The sequence below is a fragment of the Xenorhabdus sp. KJ12.1 genome, from assembly GCF_963876495.1.
In the GTDB taxonomy this organism is placed as follows: domain Bacteria; phylum Pseudomonadota; class Gammaproteobacteria; order Enterobacterales; family Enterobacteriaceae; genus Xenorhabdus; species Xenorhabdus stockiae.
Genome location: NZ_CAWNQH010000059.1, coordinates 1 through 17,676, shown reverse-complemented (window position 1 = coordinate 17,676; position 17,676 = coordinate 1). Strand labels below are relative to the sequence as shown.

Here is a 17,676-nt window from a genome sequence, read left to right as displayed (position 1 = left end):
CATTGAGTATGAGTGAGTGACTATTCCAGTTCACCCATCAGTTTCACTAAATGTTCAACAGCTTGTTGTTCATCTTCACCTTCAGCAGAGATTGTAACAACAGTTCCTTGAGTCAGTCCCAGCGTTTGCAATTTAAACAGACTTTTCGCACTGGCTGATTTGCCGCCAGAAGTAAGAGTAATATCGGAAGAAAAACCCTTCGCTTCTTTAACAAATTGTGCAGCAGGGCGAGTGTGCAGGCCATTTGGTGCAGTAATAGTAACTTCTTGCTGGAACATAGTATTTCCTCAATAACTTAAATTTTTGTTGGTAAGCCAAGAGAATACTAAAACTAGTTTAGCTGGATTAATCCTGACTTGTACAACCGTTAAATGAATAATGATATATGCCTTTACTCTTTCAGGTCGTTTTTTAGCAGCTTTATACATTTGCAGCTTTGATACAGCACGAAATCCATAGGTATAAAATGCATGAAATCATTATCAAAAAATTAACATATTTGATGCCACTCTATTGTTGACTGGATGTTAATACACACTAACCCAATATGAGTTGAACCAAACAAGATTCTTTATGGCAGTCTTACGATTAATTTCGTGCATCAAAATAATTACTGGTTAAATACTAAAGCTGCCTGAATAAATCATCTAAGAAAGTTTTAAACTTTGATCTGATGCACAAAAAAGCACCCTTGAGGTGCTTTTTTGTCAATAAAGTTGAAAAAGGAATGAGGTGAAGATTTAATCGTTGGCTAAATCGGCAAACAGTGCAGTGCTCAGGTAACGTTCAGCAGAAGAAGGCAGAATGACAACAATATTCTTATCCTTGTACTCGTCTTCCTGTGAGAGTTTAATGGCCGCAGCAACCGCAGCACCTGAAGAAATGCCAGAAAGAATTCCTTCTTTTTCAGTGATTTCGCGAGCTGTTTTAATGGCTTCTTCGTTACTGATTTTAAATACACGGTCAACTAATGTTAAATCCAAGTTATCAGGGATGAAACCTGCACCAATCCCCTGAATTTTGTGTGGGCCTGGTTTCAGTTCTTCACCTGCCAGTTTTTGGCTGATTACGGGTGAATCTTCAGGCTCGACAGCAACAATTTTTACTTGCTTACCTTGTGTATTCTTCAGATAGCGGGCAACACCGGTAATAGTGCCTCCTGTACCTACACCAGCGACAAAAACATCAACATTTCCATCGGTATCTTCCCAAATTTCTGGCCCTGTCGTTTTTTCGTGGATTTCAGGGTTTGCTGGGTTACTAAATTGCTGTAGCAGGACATATCGTTCAGGCGCACTGTCACGGATTTCATTCGCTTTATCAATAGCACCTTTCATGCCCTTAGCGCCTTCGGTCAGCACTAATTTTGCTCCCAACGCTTTTAGCAGCTTACGGCGTTCTAAGCTCATGGTTTCCGGCATTGTTAGTGTCAATTTATAGCCACGGGCCGCAGCGACATAAGCAAGAGCAATTCCCGTATTACCACTGGTCGGCTCGATAAGCTCTTTATCCTTTGTCAAAATGCCACGTTTTTCTGCATCCCAAATCATGTTGGCACCGATACGGCATTTCACACTGAAACTCGGATTACGAGACTCTATTTTGGCCAGAATGCGACCATTTCCGAAATTTTTCAGGCGTACCAGTGGAGTGTGACCGATGGTCAACGAATTATCTTCATAAATTTTGCTCATTGTCCGATTGCCCTTAAGATGCTCATGAGTTGTGATTAATTAACCATACGCGAACAGCTTATGAATGGAAATAAAGTTTCAGTCTATTCTTATTATATAAAAGAATATTTAACGATTTCTGATAGCATGCTGAGCACGGTAACGATCAACCCACATAGCTGTAGCACCACAAACGGCAACAGGCATAATGAACAAATTGATGACTGGGATCATCGTTAATATACTTACTGTTGCTCCAAATTGCAGGTTGTCAATTTTGTCCTGTCGCAGGGTATTACGCATACCTATAAAACTGACCTTGTGGTTATCAAAAGGGTAATCGCAATATTGGATAGCCAGCATCCAGGCACTGAAAATAAACCAGAGAACGGGGGCTATAGTTTGCCCAATACCCGGAATAAAATACAATAATAATAGAGCGATAGCGCGAGGGAGGTAGTAGAGGATTTTGACTATCTCACGTTTCAGAATACGGGGAACATCTTTCAGTAAATCAAAAATGTCTGTATCGGGTGCAGGAATGCCAGTCAATTGCGCTTCCAGTTTTTCTGCTAATAATCCGTTAAAGGGCGATGCAATAAAATTTGCCAGTGTGCTGAAAAAATAGGTAAAAATAAGTAAAACAGAAATAACAGCAAGCGGCCATATTAAATAGCTGAGCCATTGCATCCAGTCCGGTACTTTATCTAGCGCCCACTGTATCCAACCATCCATTTTCTGATATAGCCACCAGAAAGCACCACCAATTAATAAGATATTAGCCAGTAAAGGCAATAAAACGAATCTTTTGATGCCCGGGCGGGTTACCAGATGCCAACCTTGTACAATATAATGAAAACCGCCTAGATGTTTTGGCAATTTTGTCGAATTCGTCATATTTTCTTATTCTCTCCTGAGTGATTGAGACGGTATGATATAGGCAGGATTTTCCACTGACCAGTGGTTTTATGTGTAAAAAACACTCGAAAAAACAGGGGATATCTCTCTTTATGATAAGAAAAGTACGCAGAGGCTTGCACTTGTGCTATTTGACAAATACTCTTATCTAAAGAATATTCAGCCGTGGTGGCAATTAATTTAAACAACAGAGATAGCAATGATGCAGGATTTGCGTCTGATATTAATCGTTGTTGGTGCGATAGCCATAATAGCTTTGCTATTACATGGGTTGTGGACCAGCCGTAAAGAGCGTTCGTCACTCTTTCGTGATCGCCCAGTGAAACGTCGTAAACAGGAGCGTGAGAAAGAGTCAGAGGATAATGATGGCGATGAGCTATTTAATAATCCGTCAAATTCACCAGTTCATGAATCAGCGAAATCTCGCCATGAACATCGTGAAGAGCCGGTTATTGAGCGTAATGCACCTGATTTGTCAGAAGTAACATCGGATAATGGAATCGATCCTTTACTCTCAAAACAACAACCTGAAGCACCAGTGGCAAAAGAGAATGCCATTAATGAAAGCCAGAAAGAATCGCAGCTTGGCCTGTTTGAATCTGCTGAGCAAAATGGTGCGGAAGGTAAGGAAGCGGAGGCTGTCAGCGAGCAGTCTGAGTTGGAAAATGCCGCGAAAACAGAAGCTGAGCAAGCTAAAAAAGAGACTGTGTTGGTACTGCATGTAGCAGCTCATCATGGTCAGGAGCTGAATGGCGAAGTGTTGCTTCAGAGTATTTTACAGTCCGGTTTCCGTTTTGGGGATATGAATATTTTCCACCGCCACCTTAACCCATCGGGTAGTGGTGCAGTACTGTTCAGTCTGGCTAATATGGTTAAGCCGGGGTCATTTGATCCAGAACGTATGACTGATTTCAGCACTCCGGGGATCTCCATGTTTATGCTCGTTCCTTCATATGGTGATTCTAATCAGAATTTTAAACTGATGTTGCAGGCAGCACAGCGTATTGCTTCTGATGTAGGAGGAGTGGTGTTAGATGCCGAGCGTAAGATATTAACACCGCAAATGATTGAGAATTATAAGGCACGTATTCGCAATACACTCAGTGCTCAGGAATAAATTTTCTTTTTAGTATTAAGCCCCCGCTCAGTCGGGGGTTTTTCATCTCTGGTGAGAAGTCATGAAAAATATTATTCAAAAAATTAACGAACTAAGAACAACATTGCGTCATCATGAGTATTTGTACCATGTTATGGATGCACCAGAGATCCCGGATGCGGAATATGACCGCTTGATGCGGGAACTAAAATCACTGGAAGAACAGCACCCGGAACTTATTACCGCAGATTCTCCTACCCAGCGGGTCGGGGCAGCACCATTAACTGCATTTGAGCAGGTGCGTCATGAAATCCCAATGTTATCTCTGGATAACGTATTTGATCAAGAAAGCTATTTGGCGTTTGATAAACGTGTTCGTGATCGTCTGAAAGACAGTCGTGAACTGGTATTTTGCTGTGAACTCAAACTTGATGGTCTGGCTGTTAGCTTGTTGTATGAAAACGGCGAGTTAGTGCGGGCAGCTACCCGTGGTGATGGTACTACGGGAGAAAATATAACCGCTAATGTTCGTACGATCCGGGCAATTCCTCTGCGTTTGAAAGGAGACAATATTCCAGATCGTGTCGAGATCCGTGGTGAAGTCTTTATGAAGCAGGCAGGTTTTGAAAAACTCAACGAAGAAGCCCGTCGGACAGGTAATAAAGTATTTGCCAATCCTCGCAATGCCGCAGCCGGATCATTGCGCCAACTTGATCCAAGGATTACAGCCAAGCGACCACTGACTTTTTATTGTTATGGTGTTGGCGTTATTGAAGGCGGAGATTCGGAAAACGGGCAGCTGCCAGCAAGCCATTACGGGCGCCTGATGCAATTCAGGCAGTGGGGGCTTCCGGTCAGTGACAAAGTGAAATTATGTCAGGGAACCCAGCAGGTATTGGATTTTTACCGTGAGATAGAGCAACAGCGCCCTGAGCTGGGTTTTGATATTGACGGTGTTGTTATCAAAGTTGACTCCCTTGAATTGCAGGAAGCATTAGGATTTGTAGCCAGAGCACCTCGCTGGGCGACAGCATTCAAGTTTCCGGCACAAGAACAAATAACCATCGTGCGGGATGTTGAATTTCAGGTAGGGCGTACGGGGGCTATTACACCGGTTGCACGTCTGGAGCCGGTACAGGTTGCAGGTGTAATCGTTAGTAATGCCACTTTGCATAATGCAGATGAAATTGAGCGTCTGGGATTACGTATAGGCGATACTGTTGTTATCCGCCGTGCAGGTGATGTTATTCCACAGGTTGTCGGTGTCATTCAGGAAAAAAGGCCAACAGAGAGCCAGGAAGTTGTTTTCCCGGAGCATTGCCCTGTTTGTGGCTCTGATATTGAACGTGTTGAAGGGGAAGCGGTAGCACGTTGTACCGGTGGATTATTCTGTGGTGCACAGCGTAAAGAAGCATTAAGGCATTTCGTTTCCCGTCGTGCAATGGATGTGGATGGAATGGGAGAAAAAATTATTGAGCAGCTGGTTGATAAGGAATATGTAAAAACTCCGGCTGATCTATTCCGTCTTACCGCAGGGAAATTAACGGGTCTTGAGCGTATGGGACCAAAATCCGCTCAGAACGTGGTGAATGCGCTGGAAAAATCCAAGAAAACAACCTTTGCCCGTTTTATTTATTCACTGGGAATTCGCGAGGTCGGAGAGGCGACGGCTGCTAATTTAGTTACTCATTTCGGTACACTGGAAAAATTGCGTGTAGCAGATACGCAAGCTTTGATTGCTGTTCAGGATGTGGGAGAAATTGTTGCCAGTCATGTGGTTAATTTCTTCAATGAACCACATAATCAGGCAGTCATTGATGATCTCGTCAATAATATTGGTATCCACTGGGAATCGGTAGAAATACCACAAGCCGCAGATATTGATAGCCCATTTGCTGGTAAGACTGTGGTGTTGACCGGATCACTAAGTCGTTTATCCAGGGATGAGGCTAAAGACAAATTGGCTGCTTTGGGAGCTAAAGTTACAGGCAGTGTTTCCAAAAAAACCGATCTGGTGATTGCTGGTGAAGCAGCTGGCTCCAAATTAGCGAAAGCCACAGAGTTGGGGATAGCTGTTATTGATGAAGAAGAAATGCTCCGTCTTTTAGGTGAGTAACAAGTAGGGACGTAATCTTCAGAAAGGCGCTATTTGAGGTTTCCGTAGCGCCTATAATTTGCATGCATGATAGCCATGTTTTGGTTAAAAATGTGATCCGGTTTGCTAAATTTAGGTTTTGTTGCCTCTTACATAATGAATTAATGTGATAATTGTCACGATTTATTATCGTGTATTACGAAATGCGGTTATAAATTTGCACCTCGTCAGATTTGGAGTTCCTTTTATGTCTCATATTTTTCATTTTGTCCTCGCTTTAGTGCTCATTGGTGGCCTGGCGATTTTGGCGAGTAATAACCGGAAGGATATAAGGGTCCGGTATATTATTCAGTTACTTGTTATTGAACTTGTTCTGGCGTGGTTCTTCCTGAATTCGAATGCCGGACTAGGGATCGTCAAAGGATTTGACAACCTGTTTGTTCACTTGTTGTCTTATGCCGCAGAAGGTACTAACTTTGTTTTCGGTGGTATGATTGACGCAAAACTGGCGTTTTTCTTCCTGAACGTACTTTGTCCTATCATCTTTATTTCCGCCCTGATTGGTATTCTGCAGCACATTAAAATTCTGCCGATTGTCATTCGTGCTATTGGTACAGTGCTCTCCAAAGTGAATGGTATGGGGAAACTGGAATCTTTCAATGCAGTCAGTTCATTGATTCTGGGCCAGTCAGAGAATTTCATCGCTTATAAAGATGTATTGGACAAAATGTCTGAACGCCGGATGTACACCATGGCAGCAACCGCGATGTCTACAGTATCTATGTCCATCGTGGGTGCTTATATGACGATGCTGGATGCAAAATATGTGGTTGCAGCTCTAATACTTAATATGTTCAGCACCTTTATCGTTCTGTCTCTCATCAACCCTTACTCTGTTAAAAGTGAAGGGGATATTCATATGAGCAACTTGCATGAAGGGCAAAGTTTCTTTGAAATGCTCGGTGAATATATTCTGGCGGGTTTCAAAGTAGCATTGATCGTATCGGCCATGCTGATTGGTTTTATTGCTCTGATTGCGGCTATCAATGCTGTCTTTGATATTATCTTTGGCATTACCTTTCAGCAATGTTTGGGTTATGTTTTTTATCCGTTTGCCTGGATCATTGGTATTCCTAGTGATGAAGCACTGAAAGTAGGTAGCATCATGGCGACTAAGCTGGTTTCTAATGAATTTGTTGCTATGCAGGGTTTACAGGAAATTGCCGGGCAATTGAGTGAGCGTTCAAAAGGAATTCTGTCGGTATTTTTGGTTTCTTTTGCCAATTTTTCCTCTATCGGCATTGTTGCCGGAGCTATCAAGGGATTGAATGAAAAACAGGGAAATACTGTTGCACGTTTTGGTCTGAAACTGTTGTTTGGTTCAACATTGGTGAGTTTCCTGTCCGCAGCCATTACCGGACTGATAATGAGTTTTTAAATTCACAGTAACCTGTGTTTCAGAATGAAAATGGCATCTTACAGGTGCCATTTTTTTACATAAAGAAAAGGATTAAAGAATGAATAAAGAAAATCTACTGGAAATTGCTAATACAGTAATGCCATTTGGAAAATATAAAGGAAGAATGTTAATTGACCTTCCGGAAGAATATCTGCTTTGGTTTGCCCGTAAGGGAGAATTTCCACAAGGCAAGCTGGGGGCACTAATGGAAATGACCCTTGCAATTAAGATTGAAGGGCTGGATTCACTGGTAAAACCATTGAAAAAATCCTAATTAACCGTAAGTTGGATCAAGTGGCGCTATCGGTGATGAAATATCGATTAGTGCACCACTTTTATATAAATCTATACGAACATTTATGATGTATGTTTAAGTATGCTCTTAAATTTGAGAGCTAATACCATTGATAGAGTTATACAGTTTGTTAATAAGCCAAAAACAAGCCCATACCAAAAGCCAATAAAGCCCATTTTCTCTGTAATCAGGTCTGTTAACCCTAATGTAAAAGCCAAAGGTACGCCAATAAACCAATAACCGAAAAGAGGAACATAGAAAACTATTTTTGTCTCATGAAACCCACGTAAAATCCCTGATAATATGGAGTGTATAGAATCAAATAGTTGAAATAAGAATAAAAAGACGATTACTCCGAGAGCTATATTTATTACAAGAATATCTCTTGTATATAAACTGATAATATGTTCAGCATAAAGAAAAAATATAATTCCTAGCATAAGAGTAATCAATGTAGTAGATATTAAAGAGAGTAAACTAAATCTTAGTGTTGATGAATAATCTTTCTTAGCACTCAAGTAGCTTATTTTTACTGTTGTAACAGCAGAAAATCCACCGCTAATAGTTATTATCATGGATGATATTATAATTATAATATTATTAGCTGCAATATATACAGTACCTAAAGTTGCAATGCCAAGTGAAATGGCATCAATAAATATAACTTCAACAAAGAGTGCTAATCCACTTGGGATACCGATCAAAAACAATCTTTTTAATCCTGAGTTGAATTTTAGAGATAATTTAAATCTGTATTTTTCATATTCTTTTTTCCGTAAAAAATAGATAATCAGCAAAATAGCACTGAGAGCGTTGATAATTGCAGTTGTGATCCCTGCTCCTACTCCGCCCATTTCTGGTACGCCAAATTTACCAAAAACGAAAATGTAGTTTAAAGGTATATTGACTATAAGAGCAAAAATAGAGATATACATCGCAACTTTGGTGTTTTCAAGTGCTTGCAACAAAGAACGAAAAACATTGAATATCATCACACCCGGTACACCAAATGCCATAGCTGTAATATAACCTTTTGTGATGTGTACAACATCTTCATCAATACCAATAAGCGATAAAAGTTGAACCGCTAATAATAAGAAGACAACAATAGGAATAGATAAAATCAATGCGGCAGATATGTAGTTATTAACACACTCTTTAATGCCTTCGATATCATTATTTGCCCGAAGTTTAGCAACATCAGCTGATAGCATCAGAATAACGCCAAAACCCAATACAAAGATGGGGAACCAAATACTACTTCCCAGCGATACGGCAGCAAGCGCATTTGTTGAATAGTGGCCTGATACGATAACATCCACGGCGCTCATTGCTATTCTGGTAAGCTGCGTTACTATGATCGGTGTTGATAGTAAAAAAAGATACTTGATATCGTTCAATAAGGCTGTTTTTTGCATGATAGTCCCTGTGAAAATATTATTTTTTCAATTATCCTGTATTAATTTCAACATAATAGAATGATTGTAGAAGTAGCTACAGTATTTTATTTTTTAAGAAACTTATTACTGAGTAGCATAGATGAAGAGTAGAATATGTTATTAGTACTGAAATTTTTTAGCTTAATTGGAACTAAAACTAATTATAATCATCAAATAAAAATTAATGCAACATATTGCTAACACTTTATTCGTAAAATGTCACTTTCATTAGGTTTTGAGAGTACGGCTACTTTAGGTATTCTATTAATCATTTGATATGTAGGGGATTAATTATTTTATTCTATGTTAATGACAGACAGGTTTTTGTTGTAAGGGTAGTATTTTAACTTTTGTGATTGTATTTTCAGGTGATAACTATTTTTCATTATCAAAATAATTTCTATTTCTTTAATGTGTTTTATGGTTTTCTTATATTGAATATGATGTTTTTTATTTTATTGGGTTTATACTAAATTATTTTAAGGTGGTAATATGAATATTGATAATAATATAGTTTTATCTGAGAAAAAAGAAGAGTCGTCACCTATTATTGTATCTATACCTGATGGTGCTGATGTTATTGTTGGGCAACATATATATCTAGTTGTAACAGTGAAATCACCACAGGTTAAATCTATTAAAAGTATCACAATAGATGTTCCAAATAATAATATAGTGGTAAAAAAGGAAGAGGATTGGAAACTCATTGATGATACTTCTGGAAAAGCGATGTTTATGTTGGAGATTGATGATAAATTATCATCAAATACTTCAATTAGCTATACGGTTCATGCTTATACGGATAAGAATGTTGATGTAGAGGGAATTGCACCTTTGATAGTAAATTATACAACAAAAAAAGTGAATGAATGGGGGAACTCTATTTCATTATCACCAAATATGATTCTTATTCAATTACAACAAAAAAGTAATCCTATTGATGATCCAAATAGTAAATATATTACTTATTCAGGAAAGCTTTTCGATGAGGATAAGAATCCATTAAGAAATATGCAATTAGCAGTATTGTCTGCCTCATTTGGGAGGCCATTATTTGATGTGAGTATTACAACAGATCCAGTTGATGGTGAAACTCCTGGTCTTATAGATATTAAATCTATAGACAATCGTGATGATTTTTTCATTATTAATAGTGATGGAAATGGTAATGTGAGATTTCGAGTTTATCCAAAAGAACATCATAGTGTAATACTAGAGCTAAATACTCAAATATTGGGTATGGGCTATGAAATTCCTCTTCAAACTACATATATTATTGCAGGGGATATTTCCTCTCCAAAACTTTCTGCACCAAGAGTTATTGGAATGTTAGCTGGAGGAGTGATTAAAAAAGAAAAAGAAGATAAAAAGTTCAGAGTATATATTCCTAACTATTTAAATTCTAGCTCAAGAGATGCTGTTATATTTTTAATTAAAGATGAAAATAATAATAATATCACACTGGGATCAACAATTATAGGGGAAGTTAATCTTTCTGGTTATAGTTTTCAGTTATCATATGGAAAAGTACCATTTAATAAAAAGCTTGGGTTTTATTATATAGTTTTAAATATAGCTGCAGATTATGCGTATTCCAAGAAATTAAACGTTATCTTTGAAGATGATTCAGGATCTGGAACTAATCCCAATAATGGCGGCAACACAGGAAATGGAAATCACTGCGACAACGGTCTCTATAATAAAGTCGATGTAGACTCAAATTATGAAGACGGAAAATTCAGCTTAAAAATAAAAAGCATCACACTGATTTAATGTTTTTAAAACACCTGAGCATCAAAAGAAAAGCAGGGCGATTTTTCTATACACGACCATAAGAAAAAATCCCTGAAAACTTGCGTCTTCAGGGATTCAGAATTTTGGTGGAGCTAAGCGGGATCGAACCGCTGACCTCTTGCATGCCATGCAAGCGCTCTCCCAGCTGAGCTATAGCCCCACAAATGTGGCGTTCCGAATCAAGATATTTTTGGTGGAGCTAAGCGGGATCGAACCGCTGACCTCTTGCATGCCATGCAAGCGCTCTCCCAGCTGAGCTATAGCCCCAAATCAAAATCCTGTGGAACGGAGCGCATCATATGAAACCCAGAGAATTCTGTCAACGAATTCATTAGTATTCTATGTATAAGCGCTGAAAAAGCCATCAATACTAGGTGTGAGAATAAAAAAATAAAGGCACAACAATAAACTGAGTGCCTTTACACTTACGTTAGCCTGTTTCTAATGCTGATTATTGAGCTTCACGCTGTGCAATATAAGCCAGTGCTTTATCAATACGACTCAATGAACGAGCCTGATTGATGGCGTGAATGGTCACATCAACACTTGGTGATTGGCCTGCGCCGGTAACAGCAACACGCAGTGGCATACCTACTTTACCCATTCCAACTTCCAGCTCGTCAGCCGTTGCCTGAATAGCGTGATGAATATTTTCAGGTGTCCATTCGGTAATGGCTGCCAGTTTAGTGCGTACAACTTCTAATGGCTGACGCGCAACCGGACGCAGATGTTTTTTCGCGGCATCAGCATCGAACTCTGCAAACTCTTCATAGAAATAACGACCAGCGCTGGCCATTTCTTTTAATGTCTTGCAACGTTCGCCCAGCAGTTTGATCAGATCCACTAGCTCTGGGCCTGTGCGGGTATCGATACCTTGTTGTTCAATATGCCATGCTAAATGAACAGCAACTTCTTCTGCTGGCAGGGTATTGATGTAATGATGGTTCAGCCAAAGCAATTTTTCAGTATTGAAAGCACTGGCTGATTTGCTGATAGCATCAAGGCTGAACAGCTCAGTCATTTCTTCAACTGTGAAAATTTCCTGATCACCGTGTGACCAACCCAAACGAACCAGATAGTTCAGCAATGCTTCTGGCAAGTAACCATCATCGCGATATTGCATTACGCTGACCGCGCCATGGCGTTTGGACAGTTTTTTACCGTCGTCACCGAGGATCATAGAAACATGTGCATATTCTGGTACCGGCGCGTTGAGCGCTTTCAGAATATTAATCTGACGTGGTGTGTTGTTGATATGGTCTTCACCACGAATAACGTGAGTAATTTCCATATCCCAGTCATCAATAACCACACAGAAGTTATAAGTTGGTGAACCATCAGTACGGCGGATGATCAAATCGTCCAGTTCCTGATTGCTGAATTCAATCGGGCCACGGATGCTGTCATTAAAAATAACAGAACCTTCCTGTGGATTGCGGAAACGTACAACATGAGGTTCATCATGGCTATGCTGGCACTCACTATCACGGCAACGGCCGTCATAACGAGGTTTTTCACCATTTGCCATCTGAGTTTCACGCAATTGCTCCAGATGTTCTTTGGAACAGTAACAACGATAAGCTGTACCATTGACCAGCATTTCATCAATAACCTGGTTGTAGCGGTCAAAACGTTTAGTCTGATAATAAGGGCCTTCATCCCAATTCAGGTTTAACCAGTTCATTCCGTCCATAATCGCATCAATGGCTTCCTGAGTTGAGCGCTCCAGATCAGTGTCTTCAATGCGCAGAACGAATTCACCTTTGTTATGGCGACTGTATAGCCAGGAATAAAGGGCGGTACGTGCGCCACCAACGTGAAGGTAGCCAGTAGGACTTGGCGCAAAACGGGTTTTTATTTTACTCATCAGGAGTTGCCTTAATGACGTTCTACTTGCTAGAGAACGTTTTGGATGATTGAAGTAACAATTAAAATAACAATAGTGGGGTGCATTTTATCACTGGACTTCAATTCCTCAATGGCGTTGATGGTAGGTTATTGAGAAAAACCAAAATACATTGTCCAAATGATAACCTTATGTGATTATAATTGTTTCATTCTGTGTAATTTTGCGACGAACGGAAATTTTAGCAATAAAAACCGTTGACTCACCTCGAACTATCCCTATAATGCGACTCCATCACGACGGGGCGATTAGCTCAGTTGGTAGAGCATCTCCCTTACAAGGAGGGGGTCATCAGTTCGAATCTGGTATCGCCCACCACTCTCAGTGATAAACTGAAAGCGGTAAGGCCGTAGTGATAAAAAATGATTTTATGATTGGGCGATTAGCTCAGTTGGTAGAGCATCTCCCTTACAAGGAGGGGGTCATCAGTTCGAATCTGGTATCGCCCACCAATCATAAATCAGTGATATATCGATGTTGTTACAGATAATTATTCAGTAATAGTCATCATGCAGTAATAGTCAGCATGAAGTGGGCGATTAGCTCAGTTGGTAGAGCATCTCCCTTACAAGGAGGGGGTCATCAGTTCGAATCTGGTATCGCCCACCACTTCATTAGATTGTTCCGCAGTATCACACTGATATTTTAGATGGGTCGTTAGCTCAGTCGGTAGAGCAGTTGACTTTTAATCAATTGGTCGCAGGTTCGAATCCTGCACGACCCACCATCTAAATATTAAAATCAAAATTATCTAATTGGGTCGTTAGCTCAGTCGGTAGAGCAGTTGACTTTTAATCAATTGGTCGCAGGTTCGAATCCTGCACGACCCACCATTTAGATATAAAAATCAGAATTACCTAATTGGGTCGTTAGCTCAGTCGGTAGAGCAGTTGACTTTTAATCAATTGGTCGCAGGTTCGAATCCTGCACGACCCACCATTTAGGTAGCCATGAAGTGGGCGATTAGCTCAGTTGGTAGAGCATCTCCCTTACAAGGAGGGGGTCATCAGTTCGAATCTGGTATCGCCCACCACTTCATATAATTCCCCTAAGAAACCATCAAAAAATATAAAACCAAGCAAGGTTTATATTCAAATTTTATTCAAACAATTCCTGTTATTACCGCGAATGAGTAATGCAAATAAAACAGCATTATCTTTTAGTGAAATAAAAATATGCTGTTTTTTAATCTTTTATTACGCTTTCAATCCGTAACTTTTGAACTTGATCAATACTTTTTGCATTTCTTCGGGTGAGAGTACAGGGATCCGTTCTGCAATATTTTCTACAGGGTTTCCGATCACGGGGAGTATTTTCAAATAGAGTTGTGCCAATATCTCTATTTCATTGGCCAGCCATAATGCTTTTTCCAGACTGACTTCCATCGCAATCATACCGTGATGCTGCATTAACAGTGCTTTGCTGTGCCTAATTCCTGTTTTAACGCTTTCTGCCAGTTCTTGTGTCCCGAAGGTTGAATAGGGAATACAGGGCACATGATCCGTTCCTGTCACTGCCACCATATAATGAATAGCCGGGATACCATGATTGAGAATTGAAACGGCAGTTGCATTGACTGCATGATTATGTACAACAGCATTTAATTCAGGGCGTGCTTCATAGCATGAAAGATGGAAGTGCCATTCGCTTGAGGGGATTTTATCTGGTTCTGCTTCTCCCGAATAATTAATGTAGACAATTTGCTCTGGAGTCAATTTTTCATAGGGGATCCCGCTGGGGGTGATAAGAAATCCATCTTGATAACGGGCACTGATGTTACCAGATGTGCCTTGATTTAAACCCAGAGCATTCATCTTAAGGCAAGCGTCGATAATTGCTTGAGAAATATGTTTTCTACTGACAGTCATAAAAAAATAATCATTATAAATTATATGGATATAAATCAGAAAAGAGCATGCGTAAGCCTTCTGCGCTGGCATCACAAATTCCACGTTCTGTAATCAACCCGGTAATTAATTCTGCCGGGGTAACATCAAACGCATAATTCCCGCAAACCGTTCCCTGAGGTGCTGTATTGACCCAACTGTGTTTTCCTTCAGCCGTCATTCCGTAGACGTGTGACTGTTCATTGCCTGAACGTTGTTCAATGGGGATCTCTTTTACGCCATCCCAGACGGTAAAATCCAGTGTCGGTGATGGTAATGCAACATAAAAGGGTACCTGATTTGCTTTTGCCGCCAGAGCCTTGAGGTAAGTGCCAATTTTATTACACACATCACCTCTTGCGGTTGTCCGGTCTGTACCTACGATACACAGATCCACTTTGCCATGCTGCATTAAATGCCCACCCGCATTATCGGCAATTAAAGTGTGTGATACACCATGTGAACCTAACTCAAAAGCCGTCAATCCCCCTTGATTACGAGGGCGAGTTTCATCAACCCAGACATGAACCTTGATACCCGCATCGTGTGCCATGTAAATAGGTGATAGGGCGGTTCCCCAATCCACAGTTGCCAACCACCCAGCATTGCAGTGAGTTAATATATTTACTATTTCACCTGCTGGTTTTTGGGCCGCAATTTCCTGTATGATTTTCAAACCATTTTGACCAATCTTATGACACAGCTCGACATCTTCATCTGCTATTTCATTGGCAATACGATAAGCAGTTTCTACACGCTGAACGGGAGGTGTATTTCCTAATGCCTGATATGCGCGATCCAGTGCCCATTTCAAATTAATGGCGGTTGGTCGGGTTTTAACTAAAGTATCGTAAGTCATTTGCAGATTTTCATCGCTGCTACTTTGACGCATCGCCAGTGCCATACCATACGCAGCAACTGCGCCAATTAAAGGTGCACCTCTTACCCACATATCTTTGATAGCTGTTGCAGCATCTTGAAAGGTATTCAACTGAATAGTTTTTAATTCAAAAGGCAGTTTGGTCTGGTCGAAAATTTCGACAGTATACCCATCGTCAGCAAGCCAAACAGAGCGATAATGGGTTCCATTAATCTTCATCTCGGTTTCTTAACCTTATGTAATATGATGTTTAATCTGTGAAAAATTCTGGTACTTATGCTTGTTGACAATTAACTCACGTGCCAGTTTTAGTGCTTGTTTTTCACAACCGGCTCGTAATGTCGGGTCATCAATCTGTTTGAAATCAGCAACACCGGCGAAGCCTATAATGCGGCGATTAATTTCAAGCCCGGCATATACCAGAGTTTCTTCGAATAAATTGGAGAAAAAATCATCCTGGGCAGTTTTAAGGAACGATGAATTGAAAGTTCCCTGTTGGTAAATGGTGACAGGATAGGCTTCTCCGGTTATTTTTTCATTCCATAATTGACGAAAACGATGTTCAAATATTTCCCACGTTGTTTCAAGCTGCATGAAGAGCCATGATTGATAATCAGCACATTGCTCTATATTCTCCCGCAGAGCAGGTTGAGCAAAATAAGCCATAAACAGATTGCCGATATAATTGCCTATATCGAATGCCATTGGGCCTATAAAGCTAAATTCTGGATCAATCACTTTTGTGGAATCAGGTGTGACCATAATCGAGCCTGAGTGAAGATCACCATGCAAAAGTGCCTGCGTTTCAGTCATGAATTTGTATTTATACCGCATTGCAGTTTGGATCATGGCTTGATCCTGCCAAATGGCATGAATATCATTATCAAGTTGAGGAGAAGTCCAATTGTTTCTTTCAGCATTAAAATAGGGCTCTGTAAAAATCAGATCTTCAGTGATTTTACAAAGTTCATGATTATTGGCGAAACGGCTTACCAGTTCTTTTTTCTCTTTGCTGTCCATCCCGATATCAGAGGTATGGAATAGTGTATTAGCAAGAAAAATGCCAATGTCTTTAGCTAGGTGGGGGAATTTTTCACCAGAAATCAGCTTATTGCGTAAGATAATGTGTTTATCCAAATACTCCATTGCAAACAAAGACATTTCTTCATCATAGAAATAGACATCGGGTACATACTGATGAGCAAATTTCTTTTCTTCCAATAGGGCATGGTATTCGAAATAGGTCCTGACAAGGGAAAGCTGCCATGATTCACCTGCAGCCCGAACGTAAGGTAAGGATTGTTTGACTACAATAGTTTTTTCTGTTCCGGCAACAATAAAAACTAAATTCAGGTTTCCATCACCTACTTCTTGTATCTGCCAGATTTCAGGCAATCCTCCGAGTGAGATGGTGGCGGGTAAATTTTTCGCAAGATAATGTGGTAAAGATTCACAGGTCTGGGGGATATACTCAGTAGGAACATAAACAGACATTATTTTTCATCCTGATAATATCATGAAGGAAAGTTCATAAAATGAACAGGGATAACACATTTTGCGGCAACGGGTTTTTACTGTTGTTAACTATAAGTATACAAAAGTAAAGTGTCTGTGATGAAAATAACGAATATGGCCTGATAACAATAAGATATACCCAAGATATTTCACATTGAATCGCAATGATAAAAGTACGGCAAATGGGCTAGCTCAGGTTTGTGGTTTTGGTAGTGGAGGAAGGCCATAAGAGGCTCTGGCACGATCACAGGCTTCATTGTAATTGTCAGTTTCCCATGCCTGCGAAAATTCTCGGCAAGGGGAAGGCCGCTTGTCATAAATAGTACAGGAAACCGAGTGACCAACTTCGCCCTGTAAGTTTATACAACGGGGATGGGGTTCGTTTGTACCTTTCATGCAACACATAAAATCGTTCAGTTTCTCAGTGGCAGCAACCGGGACTGTACCTCCTCCGTCCTCAGCTTCCGCCCAATAAAATGAGACCCTGAAAAATGCACAGCAGGCACCACAGCTGATGCAAAAATTATTCTGTGATTGGGTATTTAATATATGATCCATACCAGACGTCTCTATCTGATGTTTAAGAGCCACATTTTGACGAAGTTATTAACTATGGAAAATTATCTTTTTTGTATAAAGATATTTAATGTATCACAAATAGTCAATATAAGGTGTATTTAGTCATGAATTTATTTTAATTAACTGATTTTTAATTTAATT

At 40.0% G+C, this 17,676-nt stretch carries 14 protein-coding genes and 9 tRNA genes; 12 read left to right on the top strand and 11 right to left on the bottom strand.

Translation table 11 applies throughout. The annotated features are described in order from the left end of the window. Positions 1-20: 20 nt before the first annotated feature. The 3 genes from ptsH to cysZ all read right to left on the bottom strand — a co-directional run bounded on the left by ptsH (position 21) and on the right by cysZ (position 2,570). The gene (gene ptsH, locus AACS92_RS06465; RefSeq protein WP_038262654.1) at positions 21-278 is read right to left on the bottom strand and encodes a phosphocarrier protein Hpr; all 258 of its coding nucleotides are present in this window, start codon (positions 276-278) and stop codon (positions 21-23) included. Between the two features lie 462 nt (positions 279-740). Further along, entirely contained in the window at positions 741-1,694 is a 954-nt protein-coding gene (gene cysK / locus AACS92_RS06460) for a cysteine synthase A (protein WP_099110535.1), read from the bottom strand. A 108-nt stretch (positions 1,695-1,802) separates the two neighbouring features. Then, positions 1,803-2,570, bottom strand: coding sequence for a sulfate transporter CysZ (gene cysZ, locus AACS92_RS06455; protein ID WP_099110534.1), 768 nt, complete (start codon positions 2,568-2,570; stop codon positions 1,803-1,805). Between the two features lie 220 nt (positions 2,571-2,790). On the opposite strand from cysZ, the gene zipA reads away from it, so the two are divergent. From zipA to AACS92_RS06435, 4 genes are all read left to right on the top strand, one after another. Next, positions 2,791-3,708: a cell division protein ZipA gene (gene zipA, locus AACS92_RS06450; protein WP_099110532.1), complete on the top strand. Its 918-nt coding sequence runs from the start codon at positions 2,791-2,793 to the stop codon at positions 3,706-3,708. A 61-nt stretch (positions 3,709-3,769) separates the two neighbouring features. After that, complete coding sequence (gene ligA / locus AACS92_RS06445) at positions 3,770-5,803, top strand: NAD-dependent DNA ligase LigA (protein WP_099110531.1); 2,034 nt, start codon at positions 3,770-3,772, stop codon at positions 5,801-5,803. Positions 5,804-6,029: 226 nt separating this feature from the next. Then, a complete protein-coding gene (locus AACS92_RS06440) occupies positions 6,030-7,220 on the top strand; it encodes a NupC/NupG family nucleoside CNT transporter (RefSeq protein ID WP_099110530.1) in 1,191 nt (396 codons plus the stop codon). Between the two features lie 79 nt (positions 7,221-7,299). Continuing rightward, positions 7,300-7,515 (top strand): DUF3820 family protein, encoded by a 216-nt coding sequence (locus tag AACS92_RS06435; RefSeq protein ID WP_099110528.1) that lies wholly within the window; start codon positions 7,300-7,302, stop codon positions 7,513-7,515. 83 nt (positions 7,516-7,598) lie between these two features. On the opposite strand, the gene AACS92_RS06430 is transcribed toward AACS92_RS06435, so the two are convergent. Next, positions 7,599-8,954, bottom strand: a complete 1,356-nt coding sequence (locus AACS92_RS06430; RefSeq protein WP_099110527.1) for an MATE family efflux transporter — start codon at positions 8,952-8,954, stop codon at positions 7,599-7,601. A 513-nt stretch (positions 8,955-9,467) separates the two neighbouring features. Here AACS92_RS06430 and AACS92_RS06425 point away from each other — a divergent pair. Beyond that, the gene (locus AACS92_RS06425) at positions 9,468-10,748 is read left to right on the top strand and encodes a hypothetical protein (protein ID WP_099110525.1); all 1,281 of its coding nucleotides are present in this window, start codon (positions 9,468-9,470) and stop codon (positions 10,746-10,748) included. A gap of 105 nt (positions 10,749-10,853) precedes the next feature. Here the strand turns inward: AACS92_RS06425 and AACS92_RS06420 are convergent. The 3 genes from AACS92_RS06420 to gltX form a co-directional block, all read right to left on the bottom strand. Then, positions 10,854-10,929: transfer RNA gene (locus AACS92_RS06420), tRNA-Ala, on the bottom strand. A 31-nt stretch (positions 10,930-10,960) separates the two neighbouring features. Next, a tRNA-Ala gene (locus AACS92_RS06415) sits at positions 10,961-11,036 on the bottom strand. Between the two features lie 184 nt (positions 11,037-11,220). Further along, positions 11,221-12,636, bottom strand: coding sequence for a glutamate--tRNA ligase (gltX, locus tag AACS92_RS06410; RefSeq protein ID WP_099110524.1), 1,416 nt, complete (start codon positions 12,634-12,636; stop codon positions 11,221-11,223). A gap of 281 nt (positions 12,637-12,917) precedes the next feature. Here gltX and AACS92_RS06405 point away from each other — a divergent pair. From AACS92_RS06405 to AACS92_RS06375, 7 genes are all read left to right on the top strand, one after another. Continuing rightward, positions 12,918-12,993, top strand: a tRNA-Val gene (locus tag AACS92_RS06405). A 58-nt stretch (positions 12,994-13,051) separates the two neighbouring features. Further along, a tRNA-Val gene (locus AACS92_RS06400) sits at positions 13,052-13,127 on the top strand. A gap of 81 nt (positions 13,128-13,208) precedes the next feature. Further along, positions 13,209-13,284, top strand: a tRNA-Val gene (locus tag AACS92_RS06395). A gap of 42 nt (positions 13,285-13,326) precedes the next feature. Next, positions 13,327-13,402, top strand: a tRNA-Lys gene (locus tag AACS92_RS06390). Positions 13,403-13,432: 30 nt separating this feature from the next. Next, positions 13,433-13,508, top strand: a tRNA-Lys gene (locus AACS92_RS06385). A gap of 30 nt (positions 13,509-13,538) precedes the next feature. After that, positions 13,539-13,614: transfer RNA gene (locus AACS92_RS06380), tRNA-Lys, on the top strand. 18 nt (positions 13,615-13,632) lie between these two features. Then, positions 13,633-13,708, top strand: a tRNA-Val gene (locus AACS92_RS06375). Positions 13,709-13,871: 163 nt separating this feature from the next. Here AACS92_RS06375 and AACS92_RS06370 read toward each other — a convergent pair. The 4 genes from AACS92_RS06370 to AACS92_RS06355 all read right to left on the bottom strand — a co-directional run bounded on the left by AACS92_RS06370 (position 13,872) and on the right by AACS92_RS06355 (position 17,514). Next, a complete protein-coding gene (locus AACS92_RS06370; RefSeq protein WP_099110648.1) occupies positions 13,872-14,543 on the bottom strand; it encodes an L-fuculose-phosphate aldolase in 672 nt (223 codons plus the stop codon). Positions 14,544-14,556: 13 nt separating this feature from the next. After that, positions 14,557-15,660 (bottom strand): S-methyl-5-thioribose-1-phosphate isomerase, encoded by a 1,104-nt coding sequence (gene mtnA / locus AACS92_RS06365; RefSeq protein ID WP_099110522.1) that lies wholly within the window; start codon positions 15,658-15,660, stop codon positions 14,557-14,559. Between the two features lie 15 nt (positions 15,661-15,675). Then, positions 15,676-16,935, bottom strand: a complete 1,260-nt coding sequence (gene mtnK / locus AACS92_RS06360; RefSeq protein ID WP_099110521.1) for an S-methyl-5-thioribose kinase — start codon at positions 16,933-16,935, stop codon at positions 15,676-15,678. A 213-nt stretch (positions 16,936-17,148) separates the two neighbouring features. Continuing rightward, on the bottom strand, positions 17,149-17,514 hold the full coding sequence (locus AACS92_RS06355) for a YkgJ family cysteine cluster protein (RefSeq protein ID WP_099110519.1): 366 nt from the start codon (positions 17,512-17,514) through the stop codon (positions 17,149-17,151). Positions 17,515-17,676 lie beyond the last annotated feature (162 nt).

Bases quoted from the DNA above. Each gene is read 5' to 3' on its own strand.
- ligA (WP_099110531.1), top strand. From the start codon at position 3,770: ATGAAAAATATTATTCAAAAAATTAACGAACTAAGAACAACATTGCGT.
- gltX (WP_099110524.1), bottom strand. From the start codon at position 12,636: ATGAGTAAAATAAAAACCCGTTTTGCGCCAAGTCCTACTGGCTACCTT.
- AACS92_RS06435 (WP_099110528.1), top strand. From the start codon at position 7,300: ATGAATAAAGAAAATCTACTGGAAATTGCTAATACAGTAATGCCATTT.
- mtnK (WP_099110521.1), bottom strand. From the start codon at position 16,935: ATGTCTGTTTATGTTCCTACTGAGTATATCCCCCAGACCTGTGAATCT.
- AACS92_RS06425 (WP_099110525.1), top strand. From the start codon at position 9,468: ATGAATATTGATAATAATATAGTTTTATCTGAGAAAAAAGAAGAGTCG.
- ptsH (WP_038262654.1), bottom strand. From the start codon at position 278: ATGTTCCAGCAAGAAGTTACTATTACTGCACCAAATGGCCTGCACACT.
- mtnA (WP_099110522.1), bottom strand. From the start codon at position 15,660: ATGAAGATTAATGGAACCCATTATCGCTCTGTTTGGCTTGCTGACGAT.
- AACS92_RS06355 (WP_099110519.1), bottom strand. From the start codon at position 17,514: ATGGATCATATATTAAATACCCAATCACAGAATAATTTTTGCATCAGC.
- cysZ (WP_099110534.1), bottom strand. From the start codon at position 2,570: ATGACGAATTCGACAAAATTGCCAAAACATCTAGGCGGTTTTCATTAT.
- AACS92_RS06370 (WP_099110648.1), bottom strand. From the start codon at position 14,543: ATGACTGTCAGTAGAAAACATATTTCTCAAGCAATTATCGACGCTTGC.
- cysK (WP_099110535.1), bottom strand. From the start codon at position 1,694: ATGAGCAAAATTTATGAAGATAATTCGTTGACCATCGGTCACACTCCA.
- zipA (WP_099110532.1), top strand. From the start codon at position 2,791: ATGATGCAGGATTTGCGTCTGATATTAATCGTTGTTGGTGCGATAGCC.
- AACS92_RS06430 (WP_099110527.1), bottom strand. From the start codon at position 8,954: ATGCAAAAAACAGCCTTATTGAACGATATCAAGTATCTTTTTTTACTA.
- AACS92_RS06440 (WP_099110530.1), top strand. From the start codon at position 6,030: ATGTCTCATATTTTTCATTTTGTCCTCGCTTTAGTGCTCATTGGTGGC.